This is a genomic window from Synechococcus sp. MIT S9451, assembly GCF_047304725.1.
In the GTDB taxonomy this organism is placed as follows: Bacteria; Cyanobacteriota; Cyanobacteriia; order PCC-6307; family Cyanobiaceae; genus Synechococcus_C.
Window position 1 is genome coordinate 1,264,508 of sequence record NZ_CP138971.1, and the last position, 24,737, is coordinate 1,289,244.

Below are 24,737 nucleotides of genomic sequence, written 5' to 3' on the forward strand. Positions count from 1 at the left end.
CTGTGCTTCTCAGCTTGTGGTCGATGTCACGCGATACCACTCGATTTCAGCGCAGTTGCAGTGCTCTCGCACTCCAGCCGCGCTCAATTCATTCGTTCATGGGGCCGGAGGCTGGCTTAGTTGCCCCCGGCACCTCGCAATGTTTCGCGGATGCGGTAAATCGGCCGATCCTGACTTTCGTGATAGGTGCGGATCAACAGCTCCGCTAGCAGTCCGAAGCAGAACAGTTGGATTCCGGCCAAGCCGAGAACGACTGCCAGGGTCATCAGTGGACGATGGCCAATGTCAGCTCCCATCAGCTTGATCACGAGCAGATAGGTGCTGGCGATCAGGCTTGTGGCAATCGCGACCAGACCAGCAAAGCCAAACACGTACATCGGCCGTGTCAGGAATCGCTTCATGAACCAAACGGTGAGGAGGTCCATCAGCACGCGGAATGTGCGGTCGATGCCGTATTTGCTGCTTCCGTACTGACGGGCACGGTGATTGACCTTCACCTCCGTAATCCTGGCGCCTTCGATGAAGGCCAGTGCAGGTAGAAAACGATGAAGCTCTCCATACAGACGCATATCGGAGAGCACTTCACGTCGGTAGGCCTTGAGCGAACAGCCGTAGTCGTGGAGTCGCACACCCGTCACCCGACCAATGAGCCGGTTGGCGATCTTGGATGGAAGCTTCCGCTGCAGGGCTGCATCCTGGCGCTGATGGCGCCAGCCGCTCACGAGGTCGTAGCCCTCACGCAAGGTGGCCAGCAACTTGGGAATGTCGGCAGGGTCGTTTTGTAGATCGCCATCGAGGCTGACGATGACCTCGCCGCGGGCGACGTCAAAACCAGCCGCCATGGCGGCTGTCTGTCCATAGTTCTTGCGGAGAAGCACGCCGACGAGCTCGGGCACCTCAGCACTGAGGCGTTCAAGCACCTCAGCAGTTCGATCGCTGGAGCCATCGTTCACCAGCACTAGTTCAAAGCTTTCGCCGGTTGGGTGCAGAGCCTTCAGAAGCTGTTCCACCAGTTCCGGCAGACTCTCCTCCTCGTTGTAGAGAGGCACCACCACAGAGAGATTGAGTGTGGTCGCAGGGGTGGTGGCCATCCCATTGTTGGATCATTCACAGCAACCTAGGCCCACGGGGCAGAGCTCAAGCACGCATCGGAGGCTCTCACCAAGTGCGATTGCGCCGGTAGATGGTTTGCGTGCCCAGCATCCTCTTCGTGCCGTTAGGGCAAACCCCTTCCCGTTCAACTTTGTAGTACCCGTGGTTGCATTGACTGAGTGGTGTGCGTGAACTGGAGTATTTCTCCCCTGGGCAATAGGCGTCTTCATTGATTGAACGGAAATCGCGATATCTCATGCGGTCTTCAGTCGTCACATAGAGCGTCGCGGCACCCTCTTTGGGGAGGGCTGCGTTGGCTGCCCGAGTCACTCTCCAACTGAACTGGTTCGCTCCGGGTTGCACTGAGAGGAAGCTGCCATGCTGTTTGGTGCCGAGGCTGATCCAAAAGCGCTCTGACTTGCTGCGACCACCGTCGTATTCACGATCGGTGTATCCCCCGGTGCGGCGGTTGCGGATGACGATCCGCTGCTTGCTTGCCGGGGGGGTGGAGGCCAGGAAGCTGATTCCCTTGACGGGATTCACGCTTTCCCCAGGACAATCCCCCTGAAAGATGGTTCTCACCAGAGTCAACTGCTGGATCGGCTGGCTGTGCTGCAGAAAGTGGCCGCTGGCAGCGAATCCACTGGTTGGATAGCTCTGAGCTGGATAGCCAGTCGGTGGATATCCAGCCGGTGGGAGCCCCTGGGCTGGGAAGCCACCAGGGAGGTACTTTCCAGCCAGATCGATGCCCTGGGCAGACCTGCCTGGGGGGCTAAAGCTCGACTGGGCGAGAAGGCTGCTTGCAATCAGGGAGAGCGGATCCATCGTGCGTCGGCTTGTCCTGCCAACCATCTTGCTGTGTGTTCGCTATGGCAGCGTGCTGCCGTCATGGCAGCGTTCCACTCGGCCTGCACCTCTTAGCTCGTTGCGGTAGTGAGAGGCCACGGGGTGTTCGTCACGGGGGTCGATGCTGTCTCTGCCGATGCCGTTTCTACCGTGGTCCCGCCCGGAGCTGTGCCAGTAGCGCCCGCTCTCCTGATGGATGCCCACATGGGTGCAGCGCTTGGCTGTGCCAAAGAAGAGCAAATCCCCTGGACGAAGGAGGTGGCTTTGTCCAGGTTGTACGGCAATGGGGGTGCAGAAGCGCTCTTGCTGATAAGCGTCGCGTGGCAACCAGATTCCCTGGCTCGCGAAAGCGCTCTGCACCAGCCCCGAACAGTCCAGGTCTGGGCCCAGGGTTCCCCCCCAGAGGTAGCTGTTGTGTCTCTCGGCAGCGATGGCGACCCAGTCCAGAACTGCGGGAAGTCGGGCTGCGATGGTGGGAGTGTCGAAAAGAATCGGGCGCCAATCAGGGGTGGCTTTGGCCTGCCCCATCAGGTCGACCACTGCCAGCCAGCAGGGATAGCCGTCTTCGCAAAGACGCACTCGCACCCGACCGTGACATGGCCAGTTGAGGACCTGGAAGCATCGGCCTGCTGCAGCTTGAGTCGTCAGGTTTGACCCGGCAAAACGGGCATAGCCGTTCACGCCGGAGTCGAGGACCCACAGACTTCCGGGATGGAGAAGTTCAGGAGCCAGAAGGGTGCCTAGGGTCGGCATTGTCAGATGCCAGTGCCATGGCGTTCTACCGTCCCGACCAGGTCATGCAGGAGTACCTGGCGGCTCAGCTCAAGCGCTTGGCATCCCATGGGTGTGATGACCTGCTGGAGCACCTTTCTCTGACCTGGGTGCGTTACGACCGATCGGATCCGAGTTCTGGGAGTGGCTCCGGGGCTGCGTGGGGAGAGCAACGACTGATCTATCCCGCCAGTGTGGTCAAACTGGTTTACGCCGTGGCCGTTGAGGCCTGGCTTCAGCAGGATCTGTTGCCAGAAGAGCCGGAGTTGCGCCGAGCGATGCGCGACATGATTGCTGACTCAAGCAATGACGCCACAGGACTGCTGGTGGATCTGCTCACTGGCACGACCAGTGGTCCATCCCTGCATGGGGAGGCCTGGAGGCTCTGGCAACATCAGCGCCGGTTGGTGAATGACTGGTTGCTGAAGCTCGGCTGGCCGGAACTGGAACACGTCAATTGTTGTCAGAAAACTTGGGGCGACGGACCCTACGGCCGGGACCGTGATTTTTACGGTCCGACCCTCGATAATCGCAATGCCCTCAGCACATCAGTCACCGCCAGAATGCTTGAGGCGGTGATGACCGATGCAGTGTTGTCCCCTCCGGCTTGTAAGCGTCTGCGCGATCTGCTGCTGCGCTCTCTCGACTTGCAGGAGCGGTCTCGTGACCCTGAGAATCAGGTGGATGGCTTTTTGGGGGCAGGGCTGCCAGAAGGCAGTTGCTTGTGGAGTAAGGCCGGTTGGATGAGTCAGGCCCGCCATGATGCTGCTTGGTGGATCCCTCCAGAAGGTGCCCCCACATTGTTGGTTGTGTTCACCCAAGGTGCTGATTGCGCCCGTGATGAAGGTCTCCTTCCGGAGCTGGCCCAACAGCTGGCTGCGTTTCAGGGTTGAGCAACCGTTGCTCTCGTTTGCCGAGCCAAGCCATCCGAACAGGTGCTCTCACTCATGCGGAGGCACCTGCACGTTGATTAGAACAAAGAGATCCCCAAGGAGACCGCCACCCTCGGATCGCAAAAAGAGGTCTCAAGGGCAAGGGGTGGTTGCGACCACCCCTTCTTCATCTCAAGGCTTGGGCTTGTGTTTGGGTTCGTCGCTCGGTGGCCCAATCCGGCTCTCAAGAGCTTCCACCCGGTGAATGAGCACCTCAAAGGCATGCACGAATTCCCGGTCATCGCATTCGAGCCGCTCAATGCGTTCGATCAGCTCGCTTGTGGTTTCCTCTGGCAGAGGAACCGGGGATGGCGGAATCGAGTGTCCGGGCCCATGAAGCACGGCACCTTGGCTGGCCACGTAGAGGTCAACGAGCTGGTCGAGAACCTGTCGCGACTGCAATCCCTGCTCGCGGCAGAGAGTCTTGAAACGCTTGCGGGATGGAGACTGGAACAACGATCTGCGGGATTGGGAGAATCCCCGAGAGGGAACAGAGGGACAGGGGCACCACACGTTTGGACAGTGACGATGCGCCAGATCTGAGAGAAAGGCATCAACGGATTTGGAGGTCGGATGACCTCCACAACCCTCAGTGCAACGGAGAGGGAGGGATTCGAACCCTCGACAGAAGTTGCCTCCTGTAACTCCTTAGCAGGGAGCCGCTTTCAACCACTCAGCCACCTCTCCAGCGGCCTGCACACCTTACCAAGCAGTGGCCCATTCTCGGCAGCGGCTTGGGCCAAACAGGGCCTGCGCTCAGACCGTCACCCTGGGCAGGCGATGCTTGAAGCTGCACAGCACTTCCCAGGGGATCGAATCGCTGAGGCTGCTCCAGAGTCTGGGGCTGATGCACTGATCACCATCGCGACCGAGCAGGGTCACCACATCACCGGCCTCCAGATTGGGTTGATCGGTGGCATCAAGGATCAGTTGATCCATGGTGATAGCCCCAACTTGGGGCAAGGGCTTGCCGTTGTACAGGGCGGTGATCTTCCCAGACAGGCAACGACTCACCCCATCGGCGTACCCAATGCCCACCACGGCCAATCGGCTCGGTCTTGCCGTGACGAAACGATGCCCGTAGCTCACCCCAACTCCTGCTTGAACATCCCGGATCAAGGTGACGCGCGCTTTCACTCCCATCGCCGGCTCAAGAGACACGACTGACTCAAAATGGTCGCTGGGACTGTGGCCGTAGAGGGCCAGACCGACGCGTACTAGATCGTGATGCAGGCTCGGATCGCGCAGGGTGCCAGCTGAATTGGCGAGATGACGCAAGGCGCCTGACGTAGGCAGGGCCCGAAGCACCTGCTCGAAACGTTGTTGCTGCAGGCGGGTGACCCGATCTCCCTCTCCATCGCTGCCACCATCGGCCATGGCCAGGTGGCTATAGATGCCGCTCAGTTTCAGCTGGTCTAGCTGGGTGATCGTCTCGGTCAGACGGGGTGCATCCTCCCAGTCACAGCCCAGCCTGCTCATGCCCGTATCGAGCTTGAGTTGCACGGGGAAGCGACGACCACTGCCATCGGCGAGGTTCTGGCAGAGCAGGGCTTCTCGCATGTTGCTCAGGGTGGGCATCAATTGCCAGTGCAGGCAGGCCCTCAGCTCGTCAGCCTGATGAAGATTGCCCAACACCAGGATGGGTTGATCAAGCCCTGCTCGACGCAGCTCGATGCCCTCCTGAAGTGTGGCCACTCCGAACTGCTCCGCACCTCCCTTCACCGCAGCTCTGGCCACGGTGGAGGCCCCATGGCCGTAGCCGTCCGCCTTCACCACGGCCATCAGCGCACATTTGGGCGCAAGCAGTCGCCGCAGCGCCCGCACGTTGCTCTCGATCGCAGCCGGGGAGACCTCCAGCCAGGCTCGCTGTCGCGGGTCCAGCTGCCTCTGGTCATTCAGGCCTGATGCCTCCTGACCGCTGCTGATCAGATCACGCATGGAGCGAAGGTCGCGCTGGGCACGGAACAATCCGTGGATTGCCCGTAGCATGCCTTGGAATCAGCGGGCTGGCATGGTCCAGGTTCTCGTTCTCAATGCGTCCTATGAACCGCTAAATATCACCACCTGGCGCCGTGCCACGGTGATGATGTTGAAGGGCAAGGCAGAGGGGCTCGAGCATGACCCCAACCATTGCCTCCGCGGAGATTTCCATGTGCCAACGGTGATCCGTCTCCGCCAGTACGTGCATGTGCCCTTCCGCCAGCTCGCTCTCACTCGACGGAACCTCTTCCACCGCGACAATCACTGTTGTCAGTACTGCGGTTGTCGAGGTGGTCAGCTCTCGATTGACCACGTGCTGCCGCGCAGCCGCGGCGGTGGTGACCTCTGGGAGAACGTGACCACTGCCTGCCTTCGCTGCAATGTTCGCAAGGGCAACCGCACCCCACAGGAGGCCAACATGCCGCTGCGGCGCAAGCCGCATCGACCCATGGGGCACCTCAGCTTTGAAGCCAGACGCCAGATTGATTCAGGCCAACGGGCCGACTGGGCCAAATATATGATTGGGGCATGACCGTGGCTGCCTCAGTCGACGGCTGACTCAGTCGACATCGTCGCTGAGCGATTCGAGCTTTGCCCGCTGTTCCTCGGCGATACAGGCTCCAATCACGTCTTCCATTTGCCCCTCGAGTACGGGGTCAAGGCTGAAGTTGCGGCCGAGTCGGTGATCGGTCACCCGATTGTCCTTGGCGTTGTAAGTGCGGATCTTCTCACTGCGGTCACCAGTGCCGACCTGGGCGCGACGGGCTGAACTTTCCTTGGCGTTGGCTTCCGCCAGCTGCCTTTCATAAAGCTTGGCGCGCAGAATCTCCAAGGCACGCTCGCGGTTTTGCAGTTGAGAGCGCTCCTGGGTACAGAACACACGGATGCCGCTGGGTTTGTGCAGCAGGTCTACGGCTGTTTCCACCTTGTTGACGTTCTGGCCACCTGCGCCACCGGATCGGGCGGTGCTGATCTCCAGATCAGTGGGATCGATCTGGACCTCAACAGGGTCCGCTTCTGGCATTACGGCCACGGTGGCCGTTGAGGTGTGAACACGGCCCTGGGATTCGGTGGCCGGTACCCTCTGCACGCGGTGCACGCCCGCTTCAAATTTCAATTGGCTGAACACCGCGTCGCCCTTCACGGAGAGAATCAGTTCGCGATAACCACCTAGATCCGCCGCACTGGCGCTGACAGGCTGCACGTTCCATCCCTGGCGGCTGCCATAGCGTTCATACATGCGCGCCAGATGACCGGCCCAAAGGCAGGCTTCATCACCTCCGGCTCCGGCTCTGATCTCAAGCATGACGCTGCGTTCGTCGCGGGGATCACTAGGGAGCAGTGCCAGTGTCACCTTCCGAACGAGGGCGTCTTGCGTCAGCGTCAGTTCCTGGACCTCCTGTCGGACCAGCTCCTCCATGGCCTCATCCCCTCGGCTTTCTCTCAGCAACGCTTCTGCCTGTTGGAGCTCTTCGTCCACCTGCTGCAGGCTCTGGTAGTCCTGCACGAGGGGTTCCAATCTGGAGCGTTCGCGGGCAATCGCCTGGAGTCGTTTGGGATCGGAGGCGACGTCTGGATCAGCCAGTTGCCGTTCCAGAGTGTGAAAACTCGTCGTGGCTGCTTCCAGCCGGCTGATCAGGGTTGCGATCTCCATCCCCTTCGGCACGCAGTGATCAAAAAACAACCCCAGTCGCAGAGAGGTCTCCGCGACTGGGGGCAAGAGGGTCAGAAAAGGGAGTCAGACCGTTGCTTGGAGCAATTTCAGGCTTCGGTTTTTGCAGCGTCGCTCTTGGCGGCTTTCTTCTCGCCTGCGGCTTCACCTGCACCGCCCATGCCGTACTTGCGCATGAAACGGTCCACCCGTCCCTCGGTGTCGAGGATCTTCTGGGTGCCGGTGAAGAAGGGGTGGTTCCCGCTCCAGACGTCGACATGGATCTCGGGCTGGGTGGAGCCGGTGGTCATCACCACCTCTCCGTTGCAAATGACCTTGGCATCGGGATACCAGGTGGGGTGAATGTCGGGCTTAGGCATGACAGAAGATCAGCGCTTGGAGAACTGAGGAGCTTTGCGGGCTTTCTTGAGGCCGTACTTGCGGCGTTCCTTGGCGCGGGGGTCGCGGCTGAGGTGGCCTTCGGTTTTCAAGGGCTTGCGGTTGTCGGCAGACAGCTCACAAAGAGCACGGGCTGCGCCCTGCTTGATGGCATCCGCCTGGCCGGTGAGACCGCCACCACGCACATTGACCAGGACGTCGTACTCGGTAATCAGGCCCAGAGTCTGAAGAGGAGCTTTGACAGCTGCGATGTAGGCGGGGTTGTAGTTCAGGTAATTGTCACCAGGGCGCCCGTTGATGGTGATCGTGCCATTGCCCGGCACAAGGCGAACACGTGCGACAGAGGTCTTACGGCGACCAGTGCCCCAGTAGACGACAGAATTGTTGGTGCTCATTTGGTGGAAGCGGCGGAAGCGGCGGGATCGAGCTGGAGGGGCTGGGGCTGCTGGGCGGCATGAGGATGCTCGCTGCCCTTGTAGACCTTGAGCTTGCGGAACAGCTGGCGTCCTAGGGCGTTATGAGGAAGCATGCCTTTGATGGCTTTTTCCACGATCCGCTCGGGCAGACGCTCCTGCAGATGCTCGAAGGTTTCCACCTTCATTCCGCCCGGGCGACCGGAATGGCGGCGGTACAGCTTTTGCTGGGGCTTGTTGCCGCTGACGCGAATCTTGTCAGCGTTCACCACGATGACGAAATCGCCGGTGTCGAGGTGGGGGGTGAAGCTGGCCTTGTTCTTGCCACGCAACACGGAAGCGACCTCAGTGGCCAAACGGCCAAGGGTCTGATTCTCAGCGTCCACCAGATACCACTGGCGTTCGATTGAATCGATTGAGGGAACGGATGTCTTGTTCATCGCGCCGGCATGCCGGTTCGGGTATGCCCCACCTGAGCTGGCGGAGCTGGGCAAAAAGGATCGGACGCAGAGTGCGTCCTGATCAAAGCTCAATGGTTGAGCTTACCTCGTCGTGGGTCTCACCCTGGTGGGAAATAAGACTCTGGAGGGAGCGGAGCGGGCCGATCTGGCCGGCGCATGACTGCTCCGGCATGGCGTCAGTCTGTTTTCGGCAACGCTGGCGGATCCGGCGGGGGATCCTGCGATGCCAGAAAATACCGCGGCTGGCAATCGTACCACCCGCCTTTCGTAAAGATGGACTCCCCATAACCGGCTCGAAGAAGGCAGAGACCTTGCGCAGGGGCGGCATTCTTCACTTCACTGCGCCGCCGCTCTCGCCAGCGCCTTTCGAAGGTCTCCAAGGTGAGCCGCTGCTCGCCTAAGGCCACGAGTTGCCCCATGAGCAGGCGCACCATGCCGTAGAGAAATCCACTGGCCTGGATCTCGACGTTCACGAGGTCCCCTTGGCGCTCCAGGCTCACCTCCTGAATGGTGGTGCGTGCATGGGCTCGTCGGCTGCCGGCGCGCATGAAGGCGCTGAAATCATGGAGTCCCACCAGGCCCTCGAGCGCCTCGGTCATTAAGCCATCGTTCAGCTTCCTCTGATAGCGATGCCAGCTCCACGGGGCCAGGAACAGATTTGGCCGTCGGCCGTTGTAGACGGTGTAGCGGTAGCGCCTATACGTGGCTGAATAACAGGCATGCCAGGAAAGAGGCCGTTCCACTGCCTCGCGTACCCGGATGCTTCCTGGTAAACGACCATTCAGAGCTGGTGCCCAACGCCAGGCTGGAATTGGGCCGCAACAGTCAAAATGCACCACTTGCCCGGCTGCGTGAACGCCGGCGTCGGTGCGCCCGGCGGCAAACGTCTGCACGGGACGATGGGGGTCTAATTGGCCGATGGCATCTTCCAAAACGGCCTGCACGCTTTTGCCCTGCCGTTGTCGCTGCCACCCACAAAATGAGGAACCCTCGTACTGCAGGCTGAGGGCAATCCGTCGAAGTGACGGCTCCTCAGCAGCAGACGAGGGCTCCATGCTGATCAGGACTCAGGCCCGATCAGACCAATTCAATAATGGCCATTTCGGCGTTGTCTCCACGACGGGGCACCGTGCGTGTGATGCGGGTGTAGCCACCTTTGCGATCGCCGTAGCGGTCTTGAGCTTTGTCAAACAGCGTGTGAACCAGCTGCTTGTCGTAGATGTAGCCGATAGCCCGGCGCCGGGCGGCCAAGCTGCCGTCCTTGGCCAGGGTGATCATCCGCTCCGCTTCATCACGCAGCGCCTTGGCACGGGCTTTGGTGGTGGTGACACGACCTTCGCGGATCAACTGGGTCGTCAGGCCGCGAAGCATGGCCTTGCGTTGGTCAGCCGGACGGCCTAGCTGAGGAACTCGACATTGGTGACGCATGGTTCTGGCAGACGCGGGGTGTAAAGAACGAAAAAATCAGGCGCTCGTGCGGCTCTGGGGAATCGAGATGCCGATGCGCTCGAGGGCTTCGATCACCTCATCGGCTGACTTGGAACCGAAGTTCTTGATCTCCAGCAAGTCCTCATAGCTGAAGCCCATCAGGTCGGAGACGGAATTGACCTGTGCGCGCTTCAGGCAGTTGTAGGCACGAACGGAAAGGTTGAGCTCTTCAAGAGGAATCTGGGCTTCCGCCGAAGGCTCGGGTTCCAGGCCGGGCTCTTCCACCATCGTGACGGTGGCAAGAGGCTGGAAGAGCTCAATCAGCTGATTCGCTGCCTCGGCGATGGCGTCATCGGGTGTGATCGAGCCGTCGGTCACCACCTCCATGCGCAAGCGTTCACGAGCGGAGCCACCCTCGGCAACAGCCGTTTCATCGATGGTGAAATTCACTCGATGCACGGGCATGAAGACAGCATCGATCTGAAGAAGATCAATGGCGCTGGTGTCTTCACTGTGTCGATCAACCGGTCGATAACCGATGCCGCGCTCGACATGAACCTCAAGCTCAAGGCTATGGCCGTCGCTCACCGTGGCGATGGTGCGGTCGGGATCAACCACCTGCACTTGAGAGGAAAACTGCAGATCGCGCGCCTTGACCTCAGAGGGACCAGCGACGACCAGGCGTCCGATTTCGAGTTCAGCTGAGCGGCTATTGACACTCACCTGCTTGCAGTTGAGCAGGATGTCGAGAACGTCTTCACGCACTCCTGGCACAGTGGCGTACTCGTGATTGACGCCGGCGATTCGCACGGCGGTCACGGCACTGCCTTCAAGGCCACCCATGAGCACACGACGTAAGGAGTTCCCCAACGTGGTGGCTTGACCGCGCTCCAGCGGACCGATGAGGAACACGCCGGTTTGGGCGCGATCATCAGCGATCTGATGCTCGATACGGTCGATCTGGTATTGCAGCACGATCTGAAGCGGGGTTAAGGGAGAGAATCCAGTGGGCCGTTGCGAATTAGACGCGACGGCGCTTGGAGCGGCGGCAGCCGTTGTGGGGCAGTGGCGTGACGTCGCGAATCAGGGTGATTTCCAGTCCTGCGACTTGGAGAGCACGGATTGCGGTTTCACGGCCGGAGCCCGGACCACGGACAAGCACCTCAATCTGGCGCATGCCTTGCTCAAGCGCACGCCGGGCGGCTGCCTCTGCAGCTGTTTGAGCAGCAAAGGGGGTGCCTTTGCGTGCACCTTTGAATCCGCTAGCACCGGCGGACGACCAGGAGATCACTTCTCCAGTGGTATCGGTGATTGAGACGATCGTGTTGTTGAACGTGCTCTGAATGTGGGCAACGCCGTTGGGGACGTTGCGCTTGGCCTTTTTGGGGCCAGATTTTTTAGCGGTCTTGGCCATGAACGGGGGCCTGAAGGCAGTGAAAAGGGGACGATCGAAGCTGACGCTGGCTCGCCTTTAGGGCGATGTGGCACGCCTTACTTCTTCTTGCCGGCCACGGTTTTGCGGGCGCCGCGACGGGTGCGGGCGTTCGTGCGGGTGCGTTGACCGCGAACTGGAAGGCTCATGCGGTGCCGACGACCACGCAGGCAACCAATGTCCTGCAGACGCTTGAGGGCCATGCCCTCCTGACGACGTAGGTCACCTTCGATGGTGAAGGCTTCAGTGGCTCCGCGCAGCTTTTGCACATCGCCATCTTCCAGATCCTTGACTCGGGTGTCGGGGTTGACACCAGTCTTGGACAGGATGGTGCGGGCCCGGGTGGGACCGATTCCGTAGATGTAGGTGAGGGCGACTTCAACCCGCTTATCGCGGGGAATGTCGACACCAGCAATCCTTGCCACTGAGCAAACAATCGAGGGGGGACAGGCGCCACCTAACGGTGGCAATTGAGGCGGTGGTCAGCGGTCAGCTGACCGGCAGCTAGGGCTCAACCCTGGCGCTGCTTGTGCTTTGGGTTGGTGCAGATCACCATGACCCGGCCGTGACGACGAATCACGCGGCACTTTTCGCACATTTTCTTGACCGAGGCGCGCACCTTCATGGGGTGTGGCTCTCCAAAATTCCAAACAGCTAACTTACCACAGGGCGGTTGTCACCCCTTTCTCAAGGCTTCTTCGATCCGCTCAGTGATCGATTCGATGCTGCCTTGCGCTTCCACCGAAATCAACAGGTTTTGTTGGCGGTAATGGTGAATCAGAGGTGCTGTTTGCTCGCGATAGACCTCGAGACGATGGCGGATGACCTCTTCGTTGTCGTCATCTCGACCGCGGGCAAGCATGCGTGCCATCAAGACAGCGTCGTCGAGTTCGAGCAGCACAACGGCTTCTAATGGCTGGCTGATCTCCTGCAGAAGCGGTTCCAGGGCTTCAGCTTGAGCAACATTGCGAGGGAAGCCATCCAGAAGCCAGCCCCCGTCTCCCAGTGCCCCGAGCTGCCCCTTCACGATCGCCAGGACCAGGGCATCACTCACCAGTTCTCCGCGGTTCATCACGGCTTCGGCTTCTTTGCCGAGATCGCTTCCTGCTGCCACCTCGGCCCGCAGCAGGTCGCCGGTCGAGAGGTGCTTCATCCCATGCTGACTACACAATCGGGCCGCCTGGGTGCCTTTCCCGGCACCTGGTGGGCCGAGAAAGAGGAGACGTTTTTTCATGGCTTCGATGGCAATGGGGTGTGATTGGCACGATTGCGAGCCAATGGAAGGTTGACTGCGCTTTGCTGTTGATCTACTGGCGTACGAGGCCCTCATAGCGTTGAGAGACCACGTAGGTCTGAACCTGCTTGGCGGTGTCGATTGCGACGCCCACCAGAATCAGGAGAGACGTTGAGCCGAGCCCTCCCAGCTTCACCTGGCTGGTGGTTTCGATCAGCGACGGGATGATCACAACGGCCCCTAGGAACAGGCCGCCCAGCAAGGTGAGGCGCGCTTGTACTCCGGAGATGTAGTTGGCTGTGGCCGTTCCCGGGCGCACGCCAGGAATGGCTACGCCCCCTCGCTTGAGGTTGCTGGCAATGTCGGTTGGATTGAGGGTGAGTGACGCGTAGAAGTAGGCAAAGGCCAGGATTAGAGCGAAGTAGAGCAAGTAGTACGGCCAGTTACCGGGCTGAATCGCACCGACAGCCCTCGATAACCACTCCTGCTTGGCGAACTGGGCCAGCGTGACGGGAAGAAACAGCATGGCCGAAGCGAAGATGATGGGCATCACCCCACCTGCATTCAGCTTCATCGGTAGGTAGCTCTGGCGATTGGGCAGGGTGCCTGTTCCACCCACCTGGCGTTTCGCACTCACGATCGGCAGGCGTCTGGAGGCTTCCTGCACGAACACGATCCCGACAATCGTGGCCAGAAAGACAAGCGTGATCTTGATCAGGTCGAGCACGGTGCCCCGATCACCTGTCTGCGCCTGGGTCACGGCTCCACCCACTGTCTGCGGCAGCGTGGCCACGATGTTCAGGAAGATCACAAGGGAGGCACCCTGGCCGATCCCCCGCTCGGTGATCACTTCACTGAGCCACATCACCACCATCGATCCGGTCACCAGTGCCAGCGATGTCTGCACAACGAAGACCAGATCGCTCAAGCCCTCAGTTGCGTATTGACGCAGGATTAGCGAAAACACAACGCTCTGCACAAGACCCCAGCCAAGGGCCACATAGCGCGTGATCTGAGCGATCTTTCGCCGTCCTGCTTCGCCTTCGTTCTTCTGTAGATCCTCGAGCTGCGGCAGGGCTGCAGTGAGCAGCTGCAGGATGATGGAAGCGTTGATAAAGGGAAGGATCCCGAGGGCAAAGATGCCCAGGCTCGACACACCACCACCGGTGAAGATGTCGAGGAATCCGATCAGCTGTCCACCACCTTCGAGGAACTGTTGGAAGGCCACACGGTCGATCCCCGGCATCGGGATGTAGATGCCAACGCGGACCAGCAGAAGCAGTCCGATGGTGGTCAGAATTCGACCACGCAGTTCGGGATTGCTCACCGCCTGGGTGATCACTTCTCCGGCGCTGGGGTTTCGTCCCCGACTGACGAGCATGAATGAGATGGGGTAGTGGGGCGTGATGCCAAAAAGCCGTCTGATGACCGAAGTCATGCAGACGGCTCAGACATTAGAAGTGCCTGCGACAATCGGGGTGACTAGTCGAGCACTTCGCAGCTGCCACCTGCGGCTTCGATCTTGCTGCGGGCGGAGGCGGTGAATGCTGCTGCCTGAACGGTGAGTTTCACCTTCAGTTCACCGTTGCCCAGCACTTTGAGTGGGTGCTTAGGGCTCGTTACCACTCCGTCTTTGACGAGGGAGTCGAGATTGACGGTGCTCCCGGCCTTGAGCTCATTGAGAGCTGACACATTCAAGACGGTGAAGAACTTGGGGTTCACCAGCGGGAAGTGCTTGAGCTTGGGCACCCGGCGGTACAGCGGCATTTGACCACCCTCGAAACCGGGGCGGGTCGGACGGCCTGAGCGGGATTTTTGGCCACGCATACCGAAGCCACAGCTGGCGCCTTGGCCTGCGGCGATGCCGCGGCCCTTACGCAGTTTGCGGCGACGGGCGCCTTTGTTGGGTTTGAGGGAATCGAGACGAAGGGTCATGGGGAATCAGGAGTAGATCTGCTCGAGGGAGATCCCCCGTTCCTTGGCGGTGTCCTTGTGGGTGCGGAGCTCGGCCAGGGCCACCATCGCAGCCCGGGCGTTGTTTAGAGGCGTCTTGCTGCCGAGGCGTTTCGCCAGCACGTTCTTGATGCCAGCTAGTTCCAACACGGTGCGGATGGAACCACCCGCGATCACACCGGTACCCGGTGCGGCAGGACGGATCAGAACGCTGGCGGCACCATCACGTCCATTGGACAGTGTGGGGATGGAGTTGTGACGCGTCAGCGGCACCTTCACAAGGTGCTTTTTGCCGTCGGCAACCCCTTTACGCACGGCACCGATGACATCGCCCGCCTTGCCGACGCCGACGCCGACCTGGCCGCGCTCGTTACCGACCACGACGATGGCCCGGAAGCTCATCTTTTTGCCTCCCTTGACGGTTTTGGAGACACGGCGGATTTGCACGACGCGTTCCTGCCATTCGGAATCACGCTCCTGGCCGCGGCGATCACCGCGGCGTCCACCACGTCGGTCGCCGCGGTCGCGTCCACCACGACGCTGTTCCTGCTGCTGGCCTTCAGCTGCTGCAGGAACATCGGACGCTGCCGGGACGTCGTTGGCGGGGGTCTGAGTGTTTGGTTCGGTCATGTTGAGAGCAGGATCAGAATTGAAGGCCCGCTTCCCGGGCGGCATCGGCGAGGGCTTGCACCCGGCCGTGGTACAGGTTGCCGCCGCGATCGAAGACCACCTGTTGGATGCCCTTGGCGATGGCGCGCTTGGCTAGGAGTGAGCCCACCGCGACGGAGGCATCACAGCTGCTGCCGTCAGCCTTGAGGTTGGTGCGCAGTTCCTTGTCAACGGTTGATGCTGAGCAGAGGGTGCTCTGGGCATCGTCGTCGATGACTTGGGCGTAGATGTGGTTGTTGGAACGGAACACGGCCAGGCGCGGACGCGTGGCGGAACCGTTGAGATGGCGACGCAGGCGCCGGTGGCGCTTCTGGGTCTGCTGTTTGCGGGAAAGGGTCGACATGGTGGGGGAAACGGAGGGTTGCCTGGCAGGGGATTACTTTTTGCCCGACTTGCCTGCCTTGCGCAGGATGCGCTCGCCCGCATATTTGATGCCTTTGCCTTTGTAGGGCTCAGGCGGACGGATGGCGCGGATCTTGGCGGCTTCGTTGCCGACCAGTTCTTTGTCGGTGCCGGAGACGGTGACGTTGGTGTTGTTCTCCACTGCGAAGGTGATGCCTTCGGGGGGAACCACTTCCACTGGGTGGCTGTAGCCGGCGCTAACGACGAGGGTTTTGCCTTTGACCTGAGCGCGGTTACCCACGCCAACGATCTCAAGCTTCTTGCTGTAGCCGTTGCTGACCCCCTCAACCATGTTTGCCACCAGAGTGCGGCAAAGACCATGGCGCTCACGAGAGCGCCGCTTGTCGTTGCTAGGGGCCACAACGATGGTGTTATCGACCTGGCTGATGGTGACGCCATCAGGCAGGGTTCGTTTGAGTTCACCCTTGGGGCCCTTCACCGTCACGGCAAGACCGTCGAGGGTGATGTTGACCTTCTCGGGGATGGGGATTGGAGATTTACCAATACGAGACATAGTTCTGGCTCCTGGTCAGTACACGTAGCAGAGCACTTCACCACCGACGCCCTCTTTTCGGGCATCGCGGTCGCTCATCACACCCTTGGAGGTGGAGATGATTGCCACCCCCAATCCGCCGAGGACTTTGGGTAGGCCACGGGTGTTTTTGTAGATGCGCAAGCCCGGTTTGCTGACCCGCTGCATTGAGCGGATGGTGGGCTGGCGGTGCTTGCCGCTGTACTTCAGTTCCAGGACCAGGCTGGTGTGAATCCCTTCACCTTCTTCGCTGATTTCAGCGATGAAACCCTCCTGCTGCAGCACCTTTGCGATGCTGCGCGACATACGCGAGGCGGGAACTTTTGTGGACTGATGACGTTTCTCACTCGCATTGCGAATGCGGGTGAGCATGTCGGAAATAGGGTCGTGGTTGGCCATAGTGGTTTCCGAGGGGGGCTCAGTTGCTGCGGAATGGCATTCCCATCTCGCTGAGGAGGGCCCGGCCCTCTTCATCCGTGCGGGCAGTGGTCACGATGGTGATGTCCATGCCCCTAATGGCGTCGATCTGGTCGAACGAGATTTCAGGAAAGATGATCTGTTCCCTCACCCCCAGGGTGTAATTCCCTCGACCGTCGAAGCTTTTAGGGCTGACGCCGCGGAAGTCGCGGATGCGCGGCAGTGCGAGGTTGATCAGACGCTCCAGGAAGGCATACATGCGGTCGCCGCGAAGGGTGACTGCGCAGCCGATCGGCATGCCCTGGCGAATTTTGAAGCCGGCGATGGCCTTTTTGGCACGGGTGACCAACACCTTCTGGCCGGTGATCTGTGCCAGTTCATTCACCGAGGCCTCTAGGGACTTGGCGTTCTGGGCTGCTTCACCGAGGCCCCGGTTGACGGTGACTTTCACCACCTTGGGGACTTCGTGGACATTGGAGAGACTGAGGTCTTTCAGCAATTTGGGCTGAATGGTCTCCCTGTAGCGCTGTTTGAGTGACATAGCTGGGGAATGGACTTCTGGACTTGGTCAGAAGAGAGGGTCGAGGATCAATCGATCACTTCGCCGGTTTTCTTGAGGCGACGTTTCTTGGTGCCGTCCTTTTCAGTGACGAGCTCAACGCGGCTGGCGACCTTCTTTGAGGTCGAATAGAGCATCACGTTGGAGGCATGCAGTGATGCTTCCTCGGTGACGATCCGACCAGATTCACCTTCCTGGGTGGGCTTGACGTGTCGAGTGCGCAGGTTGATGCCCTGCACGATCACACGGTTCTCATTGGGCAGGGTGCGAAGCACTTCACCGGTCTTGCCCTTGTCCTTACCAGTGATCACCTGAACGGTGTCACCTTTGCGCAGACGCATCTTGATGCGCTGAGTGGTGTTGGATTTCGGAGTTGCAGTTGCCATCTCAGATCACCTCCGGAGCGAGGGAGACGATTTTGGTGAAGTTGCGGTCGCGCAGTTCACGGGCCACAGGACCGAAGACGCGGGTGCCCTTGGGATTCTTGTCGTCGTTGATGATCACCGCTGCGTTGTCGTCGAAGCGGATTGAGTTGCCGGTATCGCGACGCAGAGTTGCTCGCGTGCGCACCACAACGGCCTTCACGACATCGGACTTTTTCACGCCCATGTTGGGCATGGCGTCCTTGACGGCGGCCACGATGACATCGCCCACATGGGCGTAGCGCCGATTGCTGCCCAGCACACGGATGCACTGGATGCGCTTGGCGCCGCTGTTGTCAGCGACGGTGAGGAAAGATTCTTGCTGAATCATTTGGCGGCCTCGTCAGCTTTAGGGCTGTGGCTGAGCACTTCGGCGATTGCCCAGCGCTTGTGGCGGCTCATCGGCCGGGTTTCGGTGATGCGAACGCGGTCGCCGACCCGGCAGTTGTTGTCTTCATCGTGAGCCTTGTAACGGGTGGTACGGCTCACCGTCTTTTGATAGATGGGGTGGGGGAAGCGGTTCTCCACCGCGACAACCACCGTTTTGTCCATCTTGTCGCTGACGACGGTGCCGACCCTTTCCTTGAGTGCCATGGTTGGTTCTCCTTAGGGGATCAGGAAGCAGTGGAGCTTTGACGCTCCGATTGCACCGTCAGCAGTTGGGCCAGCTTGATGCGGCTTTCCTTGAAGCGGTGCGTGTTGGCGAGTTGCCGTGTGGCCTGCTGGAAGCGCAGGTCGAACAGCTCGCGGCGGAGACCGTCGATCTGTTCATTGATCTCTGCGTCAGAGAGCTGACGCATTTCGGAAGCATTGGGGCGTGCCATGGTCAGGCCTCCACAGTTGCGGTGGACGCAGCCTTGGCATCGCTGCCTTGTGCGGCTGTCTCCTGGTCTTCCAGGGTGATGAACTTGGTCTTCACAGGAAGCTTGTACTGCGCAAGGCGCATGGCCTCCCGTGCGATTTGGGGAGTGATTTCCTCACCGCCCATTTCGAACAGAACCCGTCCAGGCTTGATCACCGCCACCCAGAATTCTGGGTTGCCCTTACCGGAACCCATACGGGTTTCAGCAGGACGCATGGTGACCGGTTTGTCTGGGAAGATTCGGATCCAGATTTTGCCGCCCCGCTTGACATAGCGGGTCATGGCACGACGGCTGGCCTCGATCTGACGCGAGGTGATCCAGCCGCACTCCTGGGCTTGCAGTGCGAATTGACCGAAGGCAATGGTGTTGCCACGGGTAGCGACGCCGCGCATGCGGCCGCGCTGCTGCTTGCGGAATTTGACGCGTTTTGGACTCAGCATGGTTCAGGCCTCCTGTTCAACCCTCGTTGGAGCGGTCTTCGAACTGTTGGGGCCTGCGACCGGCCCGGCGCCGTGGGGTGGCCCCCACTGGCAGTTGTTGCGGGGCTTCATCACCCAGCACTTCGCCTTTGAACACCCAGACCTTGATGCCCAACACCCCGTAGGTGGTGCTGGCCACCTTGGTGGCGTAATCGATGTCTGCGCGAAGGGTATGCAAGGGAACACGACCTTCACGGGTCCACTCGGTGCGGGCGATTTCAGCACCGTTGAGACGGCCGCTTACCTGGATCTTCAGGCCGAGCACGCCAGCGCGCTGGGCCCGTTGGACGGCCATGCGGATCGTGCGGCGGAAGGCCACTCGCTTTTCCAATTGCTGAGCGATGTACTCAGCAAGCAGAAATGCATCGGCATCGACCCGCTCGACTTCAACGACATTGATCCTGACCTGACGGCTCGAATCTCCGACGGTTTTCTGGATGCCGCTGCGCAGCTCCTCAATGCCGCTGCCCTGGCGACCAACCAGCACGCCGGGACGTGCTGTTTTGAGTTCAACCTCAAGTTGATCAGCTTTGCGGGCGATCAGCACATCGCTGATGCCGGCGGAGCCGTATTTCTTGTGGATGAATTTGCGGATCCGGTCATCTTCTTGAAGAAGAGACGGATAGTTCTTGCTGGAGGCATACCAGCGGGACCGGTGCTCCTGGGTGATCCCCAGGCGTAAGCCGGTTGGATGGATTTTGTGTCCCATCAGTCGGTGTACTCGGGGGTCAGGAGTCGGTCTGGGCTGCCACAGCAATGCTGATGTGGCAGGTCTGTTTTTTGATCGCGAAGGCGCGACCTTGGGCGCGGGGCCGATACCGCTTCATGGAAGGACCCATGTCCGCTGTGGCGTTCGTGATCACCAGGGAGGACGGATCCATCCCCAGGTTGTGCTCAGCATTGGCGACAGCAGACCGGAGCACTTTCGTGATCGGGCCGGTGGAGCGGTAGGGCATGAACTCGAGCATGATCAAGGCATCGCGATAGGTGCGACCTCTGATCTGATCGAGGACCCGCCGCACCTTGGACACTGAGCCGCGGATGAAGCGACCGTGGGCCTGGGCGATGGGGGCTGTCGGGGATGACGTGGTCATGGTCTCAGCGGCCTCCTTTCTTGTCTTTGATGTGGCCCTTGAAGGTGCGGGTGGGGGCGAATTCGCCCAGTTTGTGACCCACCATTTGCTCGGTCACAAAGACCGGCACGTGGCTTTTGCCGTTGTGAACGGCAATGGTGTGGCCGATCATCATCGGCAGGATGGTGGAGGCCCTTGACCAGGTCTTGATGACGGATTTGTCATCAGCGGCGTTTTGCTTTTCAACCTTGCGAAGCAGGCTGTCTGCAATAAACGGGCCTTTTTTGAGTGAACGTCCCATGGCGGATTAAGCGAACGGCAGAACGGTGAGTTGCATCAGGAATCGCGTCCGCCACGGCTCCGCTTGGAGGTCTTGCGACGCTTGCGGAGGACGAACTTGTTGCTGGGCTTGTTCCGCTTACGGGTCTTCAGACCGAGGGCGGGTTTGCCCCAAGGGGTGACAGGACCTGATCGGCCGATCGGTGCGCGACCCTCACCACCACCGTGAGGGTGATCACAAGGGTTCATCACACTGCCTCGGACCTGAGGGCGACGTCCAAGCCAGCGGCGACGGCCGGCTTTACCCAGGCTGGTGTTGCGGATCTCGGAGTTGCCGACTTCACCGAGGGTGGCGTAGCACTCGCGGCGGATGAGACGCACCTCAGTGGAGGGAAGCTTGAGAGCGACATAGTCACCCTCCTTCGCCATCACCTGGGCACTCGCACCAGCGGTACGCACCATCTGGCCACCCCGGCCGGCATAAAGCTCAACGCAATGAACGCTCGAGCCCAATGGGATCGAAGACAGAGGCAAAGCATTGCCGGTCTCAATCGGAGACTCTGGGCCGGAGACCACGGTCTGGCCAACGGTGATACCAGCAGGCGCAAGGATGTAGCGCTTTTCGCCGTCTGCATAGAACAGCAGGGCGAGACGGGCGTTGCGGTGGGGGTCGTAGTGGATTGCTGCAACCTTGGCGGTGACGCCGTGTTTGTTGCGGCGGAAATCCACCAGTCGATAGAGGCGCTTGTGGCCACCGCCGCGATGACGGCAGGTGATCACACCGCGGTTGTTGCGACCCTTGCGGCGGTGTTTGGCCACCACCAGGGAGCGTTCCGGCTTGCGGCCGGTGACTTCACTGAAGTCGGTGACCACCCGGGTGCGGGTTCCGGGGGTGTAGGGGCGGAATGTACGGATTGCCATGACGTTTCAGACCCCTCAGGACTCAGGGAAGAGTTGGATGGAGCTGCCTTCGGCAAGACGCACCACTGCCTTCTTCACCTGGGCACGCTTGCCGGCGAAGCGACCAACGCGACGGGAGCGTCGGGGCGGGTTCATGGTGCTGATGCCGGTGACCTTGACATCGAACAGCTGCTCAATGGCGGCCTTGATGTCGGGTTTGGCAGCTCGGTGATCGACCTCAAAGGTGTACTGGTTCAGTTCCAGTGCACGGGTGGCTTTCTCAGTGATCAACGGTCTACGGATCACATCGGCCAGTCGTCCAGTGAAGCGCTCAGTCATCGCTATAGACCTCCTGAATCGTTGCGAGTGCGGTCTCCCCGACCACGAGGCTGTTGGCGTTCAGCAGATCGAAGACGTTGAGTTGATCAGCAGAGATCAGCTTCACCTTCTCGAGATTGCGTACCGAACGGCGCACGACCTCGGAGGGGTTGGTGAGGATGATCAGGATCTTGGTGTCGGCAGCGATGCCGAGGCGCCCCAGAGCATCGGTGATTTCTCGGGTCTTGGGAGCTTCGAGGTTGGTGCCGAAGTCCTTCACCACAACCAGATCTTCCACACGGGCCATGAGGGCTGTGCGAAGGGCGAGACGACGCTCCTTGCGGTTCATCGCCAGGTTGTAGGAGCGGGGCTTCGGTCCGAAGACGATGCCGCCACCAGGACGCAGTGGTGTGCGAATCGAACCCTGACGGGCCCGACCCGTTCCTTTTTGTTTGTAGGGCTTGCGGCCACCACCGCGAACCTCAGCTCGGGTCAGGGTGCTGGCGGTGCCTTGACGGCTGTGGGCCTGCTGGCGCAGGACAGCGCGATGCATCAGGTCGTTTGCCGTGGCTTCCTTTGCCACCTTCAGGTCAAGGCTGGCACTGCCAGCTTCTTTGCCCTGCCAGTCGCGGACTACACAGTTAGCCATCACTTACCTCCTTTGGAAGGCTTGGCACCCACCCGGTTCGCGGGGCGGATGTTGAGTAGGGAGCCCGGCTTTCCGGGAACAGATCCCTTCACCACCAGAAGGTTGCGGTCGCTGTCCACCTTGAGGATGGTGAGACCGCGAGTGGTGATTTTCTTGCCGCCGTAGCGACCAGCCATGCGCTTGCCGGGATAAATGCGGCCGGGCGTGGTGCCTGCGCCGGTTGAGCCGGGTTCGCGGTGGTTCTTAGAACCGTGGGTCATCGGACCGCGGCTGAAGCCGTGACGCTTCTGGTAGCCAGAGAAGCCGCGACCCATGGTGTCGCCGCTCACGTCCACCTTCTGACCGGCTTCAAAATCACCAACGGTGACTTTGTTGCCCAGTTCGAAACCGCTTAAGTCGTCGACGCGGTATTCGCTGAGGTGGCGGAGAAGCCCCTCGCCAGATTTGGCGAGATGGCCTTTTTCTGGCCTGTTGATCAACTTCTCGCGAGTGTCGCCGAAGCCGATCTGTACGGCGGAATAGCCGTCGGTTTCAGATGATTTGAGTTGGGTGATGCGGCAAGGACCAGCCTCGATCAGGGTGACCGGGACGGATTTACCTTGCTCGTCGAAGAACTGGGACATACCCAGTTTCTTCCCAAGGATGCCGATGGACATGGGGAGGTAAGAACGCCAGCGTGGACGCCCTCCATTCATGAAATGAACGGGGGTTTGGGTGCTGATCGTGATAACGCAGTCATGGCCGGATGCCGTGACACCTCAAGTTGAGGCGAAGAATCCGGAATGGAGCTAGCGAGCGAATCAGCGGGCTGGGACTTGTCCGACGTGGTCGGTCAGTTTCCCGGCAGCTTTGGGTGAAACCCTCAACTGCTCTGGCCTAGAGATCCAGCGCAATCGCTGAATCTGCTTCGCGATCTGGAGGCCCGGCTAGCGGACGGGCACAGAGTCACGGAGCAAACAAAAACACTACACCACAGCCCACCCCCCTCTCCAATGGGCCCTTCGACTGCCAGACTCCGTTTCAGCCGTGTTCGTTCCATGCCGCTGCTCCTCTCAGGACGGGGTTTCCGCCGTGAGCTGGAGGCTGCAGGATGCATGGCCATTCACGTTCCTTTGGAAGGCGGTGCGGAAACACGGTTGCTTCGCCGTCTACGAGGGGCTGGATACAACACCTATATGACCTCCGCACGCGGTCTCGGTGATGTTGAAGTCTTCCTGTTTGAGAAGCACGGTATCCGTCCTCCCCACCTCGGCCATCAGAGCGTCGGACGAGGTGCTGCCGTTGGCGAGGTGCAGGAGGTGATGCCGATTCTTGGCGAACGGCTTCTCGGGGCAAAACCTTTGGCTTTGTGGCTTCTCGAGGGGCAGGTGCTCTGCCGATCAGAGTTGCTATCGCTCTGTGAGCTCTGCCGTCGTGAGCCCAGGTTGAAGGTCGTTGTCGAAATGGGTGGGGCCCGCAGCCTGCGTTGGCAGTCCATGGCCAGCTATCTGGAGGCCTGAGCCTTTCCAGTGCACCCCCAGCCGCGCTCTCGCGCTGAAACGGCCTTGATGTCAGGGCAATGGGTGAAGCTCATTTGCGGTGCCAGTAATCAGGATTTGCCTGGTATCGCCGACCTCTGCGCTCTTTATGCCTGTGCAGGGGTGCATTGTGTGGATGTGGCGGCCGATGCAGCTGTTGTACGCGCCGCCCGTTCCGGTCTGGCCTGGGCTCGCGACCATGGCGCTCCACCGGTCTGGTTGATGGTGAGCATCAGTGACGGCAGTGACGCCCATTTCCGCAAGGCTCAATTCGACCCCAAGCTCTGTCCGAGCGACTGCCCTAGACCCTGTGCTCGCGTCTGCCCCGCTGATGCCATCCCTGCTGCGCCAGAATTTTTGGAGGCTGGTTGTGGAGGGGTCGAAGCGTCTCGCTGCTATGGCTGTGGTCGCTGCCTTCCGGCCTGTCCACTTGGCTTGATCCAAGCCTCTGAGCATCGTCAGAGTCTTGAGGATCTTGTGCCGCTCTTAAGGGCGCTTCATCCCGATGCCGTCGAGGTGCATACAGCACCTGGTCGAGGCAAGACCTTCTCCGATGCCGTCCAGGCGCTGGTCAATGCCCAGGTTCCTCTACAGCGTCTGGCAGTGAGTTGCGGACTGGAGGGACACGGGCTGACGGCGCCTGATCTTGCGAGGGAGCTCTGGCAGCGTTTTGGCGTGTTGCGTCGCCATGGTCTGCGTCCGCTTTGGCAGCTTGATGGCAGGCCGATGAGCGGTGATGTGGGGAGGGGCACTGCCCGTGCCGCTATTCAGCTTTGGCAGCACATACGGCCGCTTGCGCCTCCCGGCCCTCTTCAGCTGGCTGGTGGAACCAATGCCAGCACGTTGGACCTGTTGCTGGAGACTTCGTCAGCTCAGGCCTTTCGTCCCGCTGGCGTTGCGTTCGGAGGCCAAGCCAGGGCTTTGGTTCAGCCTTGGCTTCAGGCGGCGTTGGAGCGGGGCCAGCATCTGGTCGATTGGCCAGAGGGCTGGGCTCAGGCCCTCAGTAAGGCCAAAACACTGGTCAATCCCTGGTTGCAGACTCGTTATGGCCGTTCTCCCTGCTAGA

The 24,737-nt window shown here is 60.4% G+C and carries 39 protein-coding genes and 1 tRNA gene; 4 read left to right on the top strand and 36 right to left on the bottom strand.

Annotated features, from left to right (window positions below; all coding sequences use genetic code 11):
- Positions 1 to 116: 116 nt before the first annotated feature.
- From SIB72_RS06290 to SIB72_RS06300, 3 genes are all read right to left on the bottom strand, one after another.
- Entirely contained in the window at positions 117 to 1,091 is a 975-nt protein-coding gene (locus tag SIB72_RS06290) for a glycosyltransferase family 2 protein (protein ID WP_115121285.1), read from the bottom strand.
- A gap of 67 nt (positions 1,092 to 1,158) precedes the next feature.
- The gene (locus tag SIB72_RS06295; RefSeq protein ID WP_413744999.1) at positions 1,159 to 1,917 is read right to left on the bottom strand and encodes a hypothetical protein; all 759 of its coding nucleotides are present in this window, start codon (positions 1,915 to 1,917) and stop codon (positions 1,159 to 1,161) included.
- A gap of 42 nt (positions 1,918 to 1,959) precedes the next feature.
- Positions 1,960 to 2,691, bottom strand: a complete 732-nt coding sequence (locus SIB72_RS06300; RefSeq protein ID WP_413745000.1) for an NlpC/P60 family protein — start codon at positions 2,689 to 2,691, stop codon at positions 1,960 to 1,962.
- A gap of 17 nt (positions 2,692 to 2,708) precedes the next feature.
- On the opposite strand from SIB72_RS06300, the gene SIB72_RS06305 reads away from it, so the two are divergent.
- Entirely contained in the window at positions 2,709 to 3,602 is an 894-nt protein-coding gene (locus SIB72_RS06305; RefSeq protein ID WP_413745001.1) for a serine hydrolase, read from the top strand.
- Positions 3,603 to 3,773: 171 nt separating this feature from the next.
- On the opposite strand, the gene SIB72_RS06310 is transcribed toward SIB72_RS06305, so the two are convergent.
- The 3 genes from SIB72_RS06310 to alr all read right to left on the bottom strand — a co-directional run bounded on the left by SIB72_RS06310 (position 3,774) and on the right by alr (position 5,579).
- Positions 3,774 to 4,097, bottom strand: a complete 324-nt coding sequence (locus SIB72_RS06310; protein WP_413745002.1) for a hypothetical protein — start codon at positions 4,095 to 4,097, stop codon at positions 3,774 to 3,776.
- A 142-nt stretch (positions 4,098 to 4,239) separates the two neighbouring features.
- A tRNA-Ser gene (locus SIB72_RS06315) sits at positions 4,240 to 4,328 on the bottom strand.
- A 69-nt stretch (positions 4,329 to 4,397) separates the two neighbouring features.
- A complete protein-coding gene (gene alr / locus SIB72_RS06320; protein ID WP_115121390.1) occupies positions 4,398 to 5,579 on the bottom strand; it encodes an alanine racemase in 1,182 nt (393 codons plus the stop codon).
- Positions 5,580 to 5,652: 73 nt separating this feature from the next.
- Here alr and SIB72_RS06325 point away from each other — a divergent pair, with 73 nt between their 5' ends.
- A complete protein-coding gene (locus SIB72_RS06325) occupies positions 5,653 to 6,153 on the top strand; it encodes an HNH endonuclease (RefSeq protein WP_413745003.1) in 501 nt (166 codons plus the stop codon).
- A 27-nt stretch (positions 6,154 to 6,180) separates the two neighbouring features.
- Here the strand turns inward: SIB72_RS06325 and prfA are convergent, their stop codons facing one another.
- The 30 genes from prfA to rplC all read right to left on the bottom strand — a co-directional run bounded on the left by prfA (position 6,181) and on the right by rplC (position 22,810).
- A complete protein-coding gene (gene prfA / locus SIB72_RS06330; RefSeq protein ID WP_413745004.1) occupies positions 6,181 to 7,275 on the bottom strand; it encodes a peptide chain release factor 1 in 1,095 nt (364 codons plus the stop codon).
- 107 nt (positions 7,276 to 7,382) lie between these two features.
- On the bottom strand, positions 7,383 to 7,652 hold the full coding sequence (rpmE, locus tag SIB72_RS06335; RefSeq protein ID WP_115019301.1) for a 50S ribosomal protein L31: 270 nt from the start codon (positions 7,650 to 7,652) through the stop codon (positions 7,383 to 7,385).
- A gap of 9 nt (positions 7,653 to 7,661) precedes the next feature.
- Positions 7,662 to 8,066: a 30S ribosomal protein S9 gene (gene rpsI / locus SIB72_RS06340; protein WP_115019299.1), complete on the bottom strand. Its 405-nt coding sequence runs from the start codon at positions 8,064 to 8,066 to the stop codon at positions 7,662 to 7,664.
- Entirely contained in the window at positions 8,063 to 8,524 is a 462-nt protein-coding gene (gene rplM / locus SIB72_RS06345) for a 50S ribosomal protein L13 (RefSeq protein WP_413745005.1), read from the bottom strand. The genes rpsI and rplM overlap by 4 nt, the downstream gene beginning before the upstream one ends.
- 197 nt (positions 8,525 to 8,721) lie before the next feature.
- Positions 8,722 to 9,600 carry a tRNA pseudouridine(38-40) synthase TruA gene (truA, locus tag SIB72_RS06350; RefSeq protein WP_413745006.1) on the bottom strand — a complete coding sequence of 293 codons (879 nt, stop codon included), beginning with the start codon at positions 9,598 to 9,600 and terminating at the stop codon, positions 8,722 to 8,724.
- A gap of 22 nt (positions 9,601 to 9,622) precedes the next feature.
- Positions 9,623 to 9,973, bottom strand: coding sequence for a 50S ribosomal protein L17 (gene rplQ, locus SIB72_RS06355; protein WP_115019295.1), 351 nt, complete (start codon positions 9,971 to 9,973; stop codon positions 9,623 to 9,625).
- A gap of 36 nt (positions 9,974 to 10,009) precedes the next feature.
- Positions 10,010 to 10,948, bottom strand: a complete 939-nt coding sequence (locus SIB72_RS06360) for a DNA-directed RNA polymerase subunit alpha (protein ID WP_115019293.1) — start codon at positions 10,946 to 10,948, stop codon at positions 10,010 to 10,012.
- Between the two features lie 46 nt (positions 10,949 to 10,994).
- The gene (gene rpsK / locus SIB72_RS06365) at positions 10,995 to 11,387 is read right to left on the bottom strand and encodes a 30S ribosomal protein S11 (RefSeq protein WP_115019291.1); all 393 of its coding nucleotides are present in this window, start codon (positions 11,385 to 11,387) and stop codon (positions 10,995 to 10,997) included.
- Between the two features lie 77 nt (positions 11,388 to 11,464).
- Positions 11,465 to 11,830 (bottom strand): 30S ribosomal protein S13, encoded by a 366-nt coding sequence (rpsM, locus tag SIB72_RS06370; protein ID WP_115019289.1) that lies wholly within the window; start codon positions 11,828 to 11,830, stop codon positions 11,465 to 11,467.
- A gap of 86 nt (positions 11,831 to 11,916) precedes the next feature.
- On the bottom strand, positions 11,917 to 12,030 hold the full coding sequence (gene rpmJ, locus SIB72_RS06375) for a 50S ribosomal protein L36 (protein WP_007100636.1): 114 nt from the start codon (positions 12,028 to 12,030) through the stop codon (positions 11,917 to 11,919).
- 51 nt (positions 12,031 to 12,081) lie between these two features.
- Positions 12,082 to 12,639, bottom strand: coding sequence for an adenylate kinase (locus SIB72_RS06380; protein ID WP_115019287.1), 558 nt, complete (start codon positions 12,637 to 12,639; stop codon positions 12,082 to 12,084).
- Positions 12,640 to 12,712: 73 nt separating this feature from the next.
- Positions 12,713 to 14,020, bottom strand: coding sequence for a preprotein translocase subunit SecY (secY, locus tag SIB72_RS06385; protein WP_115019285.1), 1,308 nt, complete (start codon positions 14,018 to 14,020; stop codon positions 12,713 to 12,715).
- A 101-nt stretch (positions 14,021 to 14,121) separates the two neighbouring features.
- Positions 14,122 to 14,574, bottom strand: coding sequence for a 50S ribosomal protein L15 (gene rplO, locus SIB72_RS06390; RefSeq protein WP_115019283.1), 453 nt, complete (start codon positions 14,572 to 14,574; stop codon positions 14,122 to 14,124).
- A 6-nt stretch (positions 14,575 to 14,580) separates the two neighbouring features.
- On the bottom strand, positions 14,581 to 15,222 hold the full coding sequence (gene rpsE, locus SIB72_RS06395) for a 30S ribosomal protein S5 (RefSeq protein ID WP_115121292.1): 642 nt from the start codon (positions 15,220 to 15,222) through the stop codon (positions 14,581 to 14,583).
- A gap of 13 nt (positions 15,223 to 15,235) precedes the next feature.
- Entirely contained in the window at positions 15,236 to 15,604 is a 369-nt protein-coding gene (rplR, locus tag SIB72_RS06400; RefSeq protein WP_115019279.1) for a 50S ribosomal protein L18, read from the bottom strand.
- Positions 15,605 to 15,637: 33 nt separating this feature from the next.
- Positions 15,638 to 16,177 carry a 50S ribosomal protein L6 gene (gene rplF, locus SIB72_RS06405; protein WP_115121293.1) on the bottom strand — a complete coding sequence of 180 codons (540 nt, stop codon included), beginning with the start codon at positions 16,175 to 16,177 and terminating at the stop codon, positions 15,638 to 15,640.
- A 15-nt stretch (positions 16,178 to 16,192) separates the two neighbouring features.
- Entirely contained in the window at positions 16,193 to 16,594 is a 402-nt protein-coding gene (rpsH, locus tag SIB72_RS06410) for a 30S ribosomal protein S8 (RefSeq protein WP_115019275.1), read from the bottom strand.
- A gap of 19 nt (positions 16,595 to 16,613) precedes the next feature.
- Positions 16,614 to 17,153 carry a 50S ribosomal protein L5 gene (gene rplE, locus SIB72_RS06415; protein ID WP_115019273.1) on the bottom strand — a complete coding sequence of 180 codons (540 nt, stop codon included), beginning with the start codon at positions 17,151 to 17,153 and terminating at the stop codon, positions 16,614 to 16,616.
- Between the two features lie 47 nt (positions 17,154 to 17,200).
- Positions 17,201 to 17,557 (bottom strand): 50S ribosomal protein L24, encoded by a 357-nt coding sequence (rplX, locus tag SIB72_RS06420; RefSeq protein WP_115121294.1) that lies wholly within the window; start codon positions 17,555 to 17,557, stop codon positions 17,201 to 17,203.
- Position 17,558: 1 nt separating this feature from the next.
- Positions 17,559 to 17,924 (bottom strand): 50S ribosomal protein L14, encoded by a 366-nt coding sequence (rplN, locus tag SIB72_RS06425; RefSeq protein ID WP_115019269.1) that lies wholly within the window; start codon positions 17,922 to 17,924, stop codon positions 17,559 to 17,561.
- A complete protein-coding gene (gene rpsQ / locus SIB72_RS06430) occupies positions 17,921 to 18,187 on the bottom strand; it encodes a 30S ribosomal protein S17 (protein ID WP_115019267.1) in 267 nt (88 codons plus the stop codon). The genes rplN and rpsQ overlap by 4 nt, the downstream gene beginning before the upstream one ends.
- 20 nt (positions 18,188 to 18,207) lie before the next feature.
- Positions 18,208 to 18,417: a 50S ribosomal protein L29 gene (rpmC, locus tag SIB72_RS06435; protein ID WP_115019265.1), complete on the bottom strand. Its 210-nt coding sequence runs from the start codon at positions 18,415 to 18,417 to the stop codon at positions 18,208 to 18,210.
- 2 nt (positions 18,418 to 18,419) lie between these two features.
- Positions 18,420 to 18,896, bottom strand: a complete 477-nt coding sequence (rplP, locus tag SIB72_RS06440; protein ID WP_413745007.1) for a 50S ribosomal protein L16 — start codon at positions 18,894 to 18,896, stop codon at positions 18,420 to 18,422.
- 16 nt (positions 18,897 to 18,912) lie between these two features.
- On the bottom strand, positions 18,913 to 19,644 hold the full coding sequence (rpsC, locus tag SIB72_RS06445) for a 30S ribosomal protein S3 (protein WP_115019262.1): 732 nt from the start codon (positions 19,642 to 19,644) through the stop codon (positions 18,913 to 18,915).
- Between the two features lie 19 nt (positions 19,645 to 19,663).
- On the bottom strand, positions 19,664 to 20,029 hold the full coding sequence (gene rplV / locus SIB72_RS06450; protein ID WP_115019260.1) for a 50S ribosomal protein L22: 366 nt from the start codon (positions 20,027 to 20,029) through the stop codon (positions 19,664 to 19,666).
- Between the two features lie 4 nt (positions 20,030 to 20,033).
- On the bottom strand, positions 20,034 to 20,309 hold the full coding sequence (gene rpsS / locus SIB72_RS06455) for a 30S ribosomal protein S19 (RefSeq protein WP_115019258.1): 276 nt from the start codon (positions 20,307 to 20,309) through the stop codon (positions 20,034 to 20,036).
- Between the two features lie 35 nt (positions 20,310 to 20,344).
- Entirely contained in the window at positions 20,345 to 21,208 is an 864-nt protein-coding gene (rplB, locus tag SIB72_RS06460; protein ID WP_115019256.1) for a 50S ribosomal protein L2, read from the bottom strand.
- 15 nt (positions 21,209 to 21,223) lie between these two features.
- The gene (locus SIB72_RS06465; RefSeq protein WP_115019253.1) at positions 21,224 to 21,526 is read right to left on the bottom strand and encodes a 50S ribosomal protein L23; all 303 of its coding nucleotides are present in this window, start codon (positions 21,524 to 21,526) and stop codon (positions 21,224 to 21,226) included.
- Complete coding sequence (gene rplD / locus SIB72_RS06470; protein ID WP_115019251.1) at positions 21,519 to 22,154, bottom strand: 50S ribosomal protein L4; 636 nt, start codon at positions 22,152 to 22,154, stop codon at positions 21,519 to 21,521. The genes SIB72_RS06465 and rplD overlap by 8 nt, the downstream gene beginning before the upstream one ends.
- Positions 22,154 to 22,810 (bottom strand): 50S ribosomal protein L3, encoded by a 657-nt coding sequence (gene rplC, locus SIB72_RS06475; protein WP_115121295.1) that lies wholly within the window; start codon positions 22,808 to 22,810, stop codon positions 22,154 to 22,156. The genes rplD and rplC overlap by 1 nt, the downstream gene beginning before the upstream one ends.
- A gap of 381 nt (positions 22,811 to 23,191) precedes the next feature.
- On the opposite strand from rplC, the gene SIB72_RS06480 reads away from it, so the two are divergent.
- A complete protein-coding gene (locus SIB72_RS06480) occupies positions 23,192 to 23,653 on the top strand; it encodes an NAD(P)H-quinone oxidoreductase subunit N (RefSeq protein WP_115019249.1) in 462 nt (153 codons plus the stop codon).
- A 48-nt stretch (positions 23,654 to 23,701) separates the two neighbouring features.
- A complete protein-coding gene (locus tag SIB72_RS06485; protein ID WP_413745008.1) occupies positions 23,702 to 24,736 on the top strand; it encodes an LdpA C-terminal domain-containing domain in 1,035 nt (344 codons plus the stop codon).
- Position 24,737 lies beyond the last annotated feature (1 nt).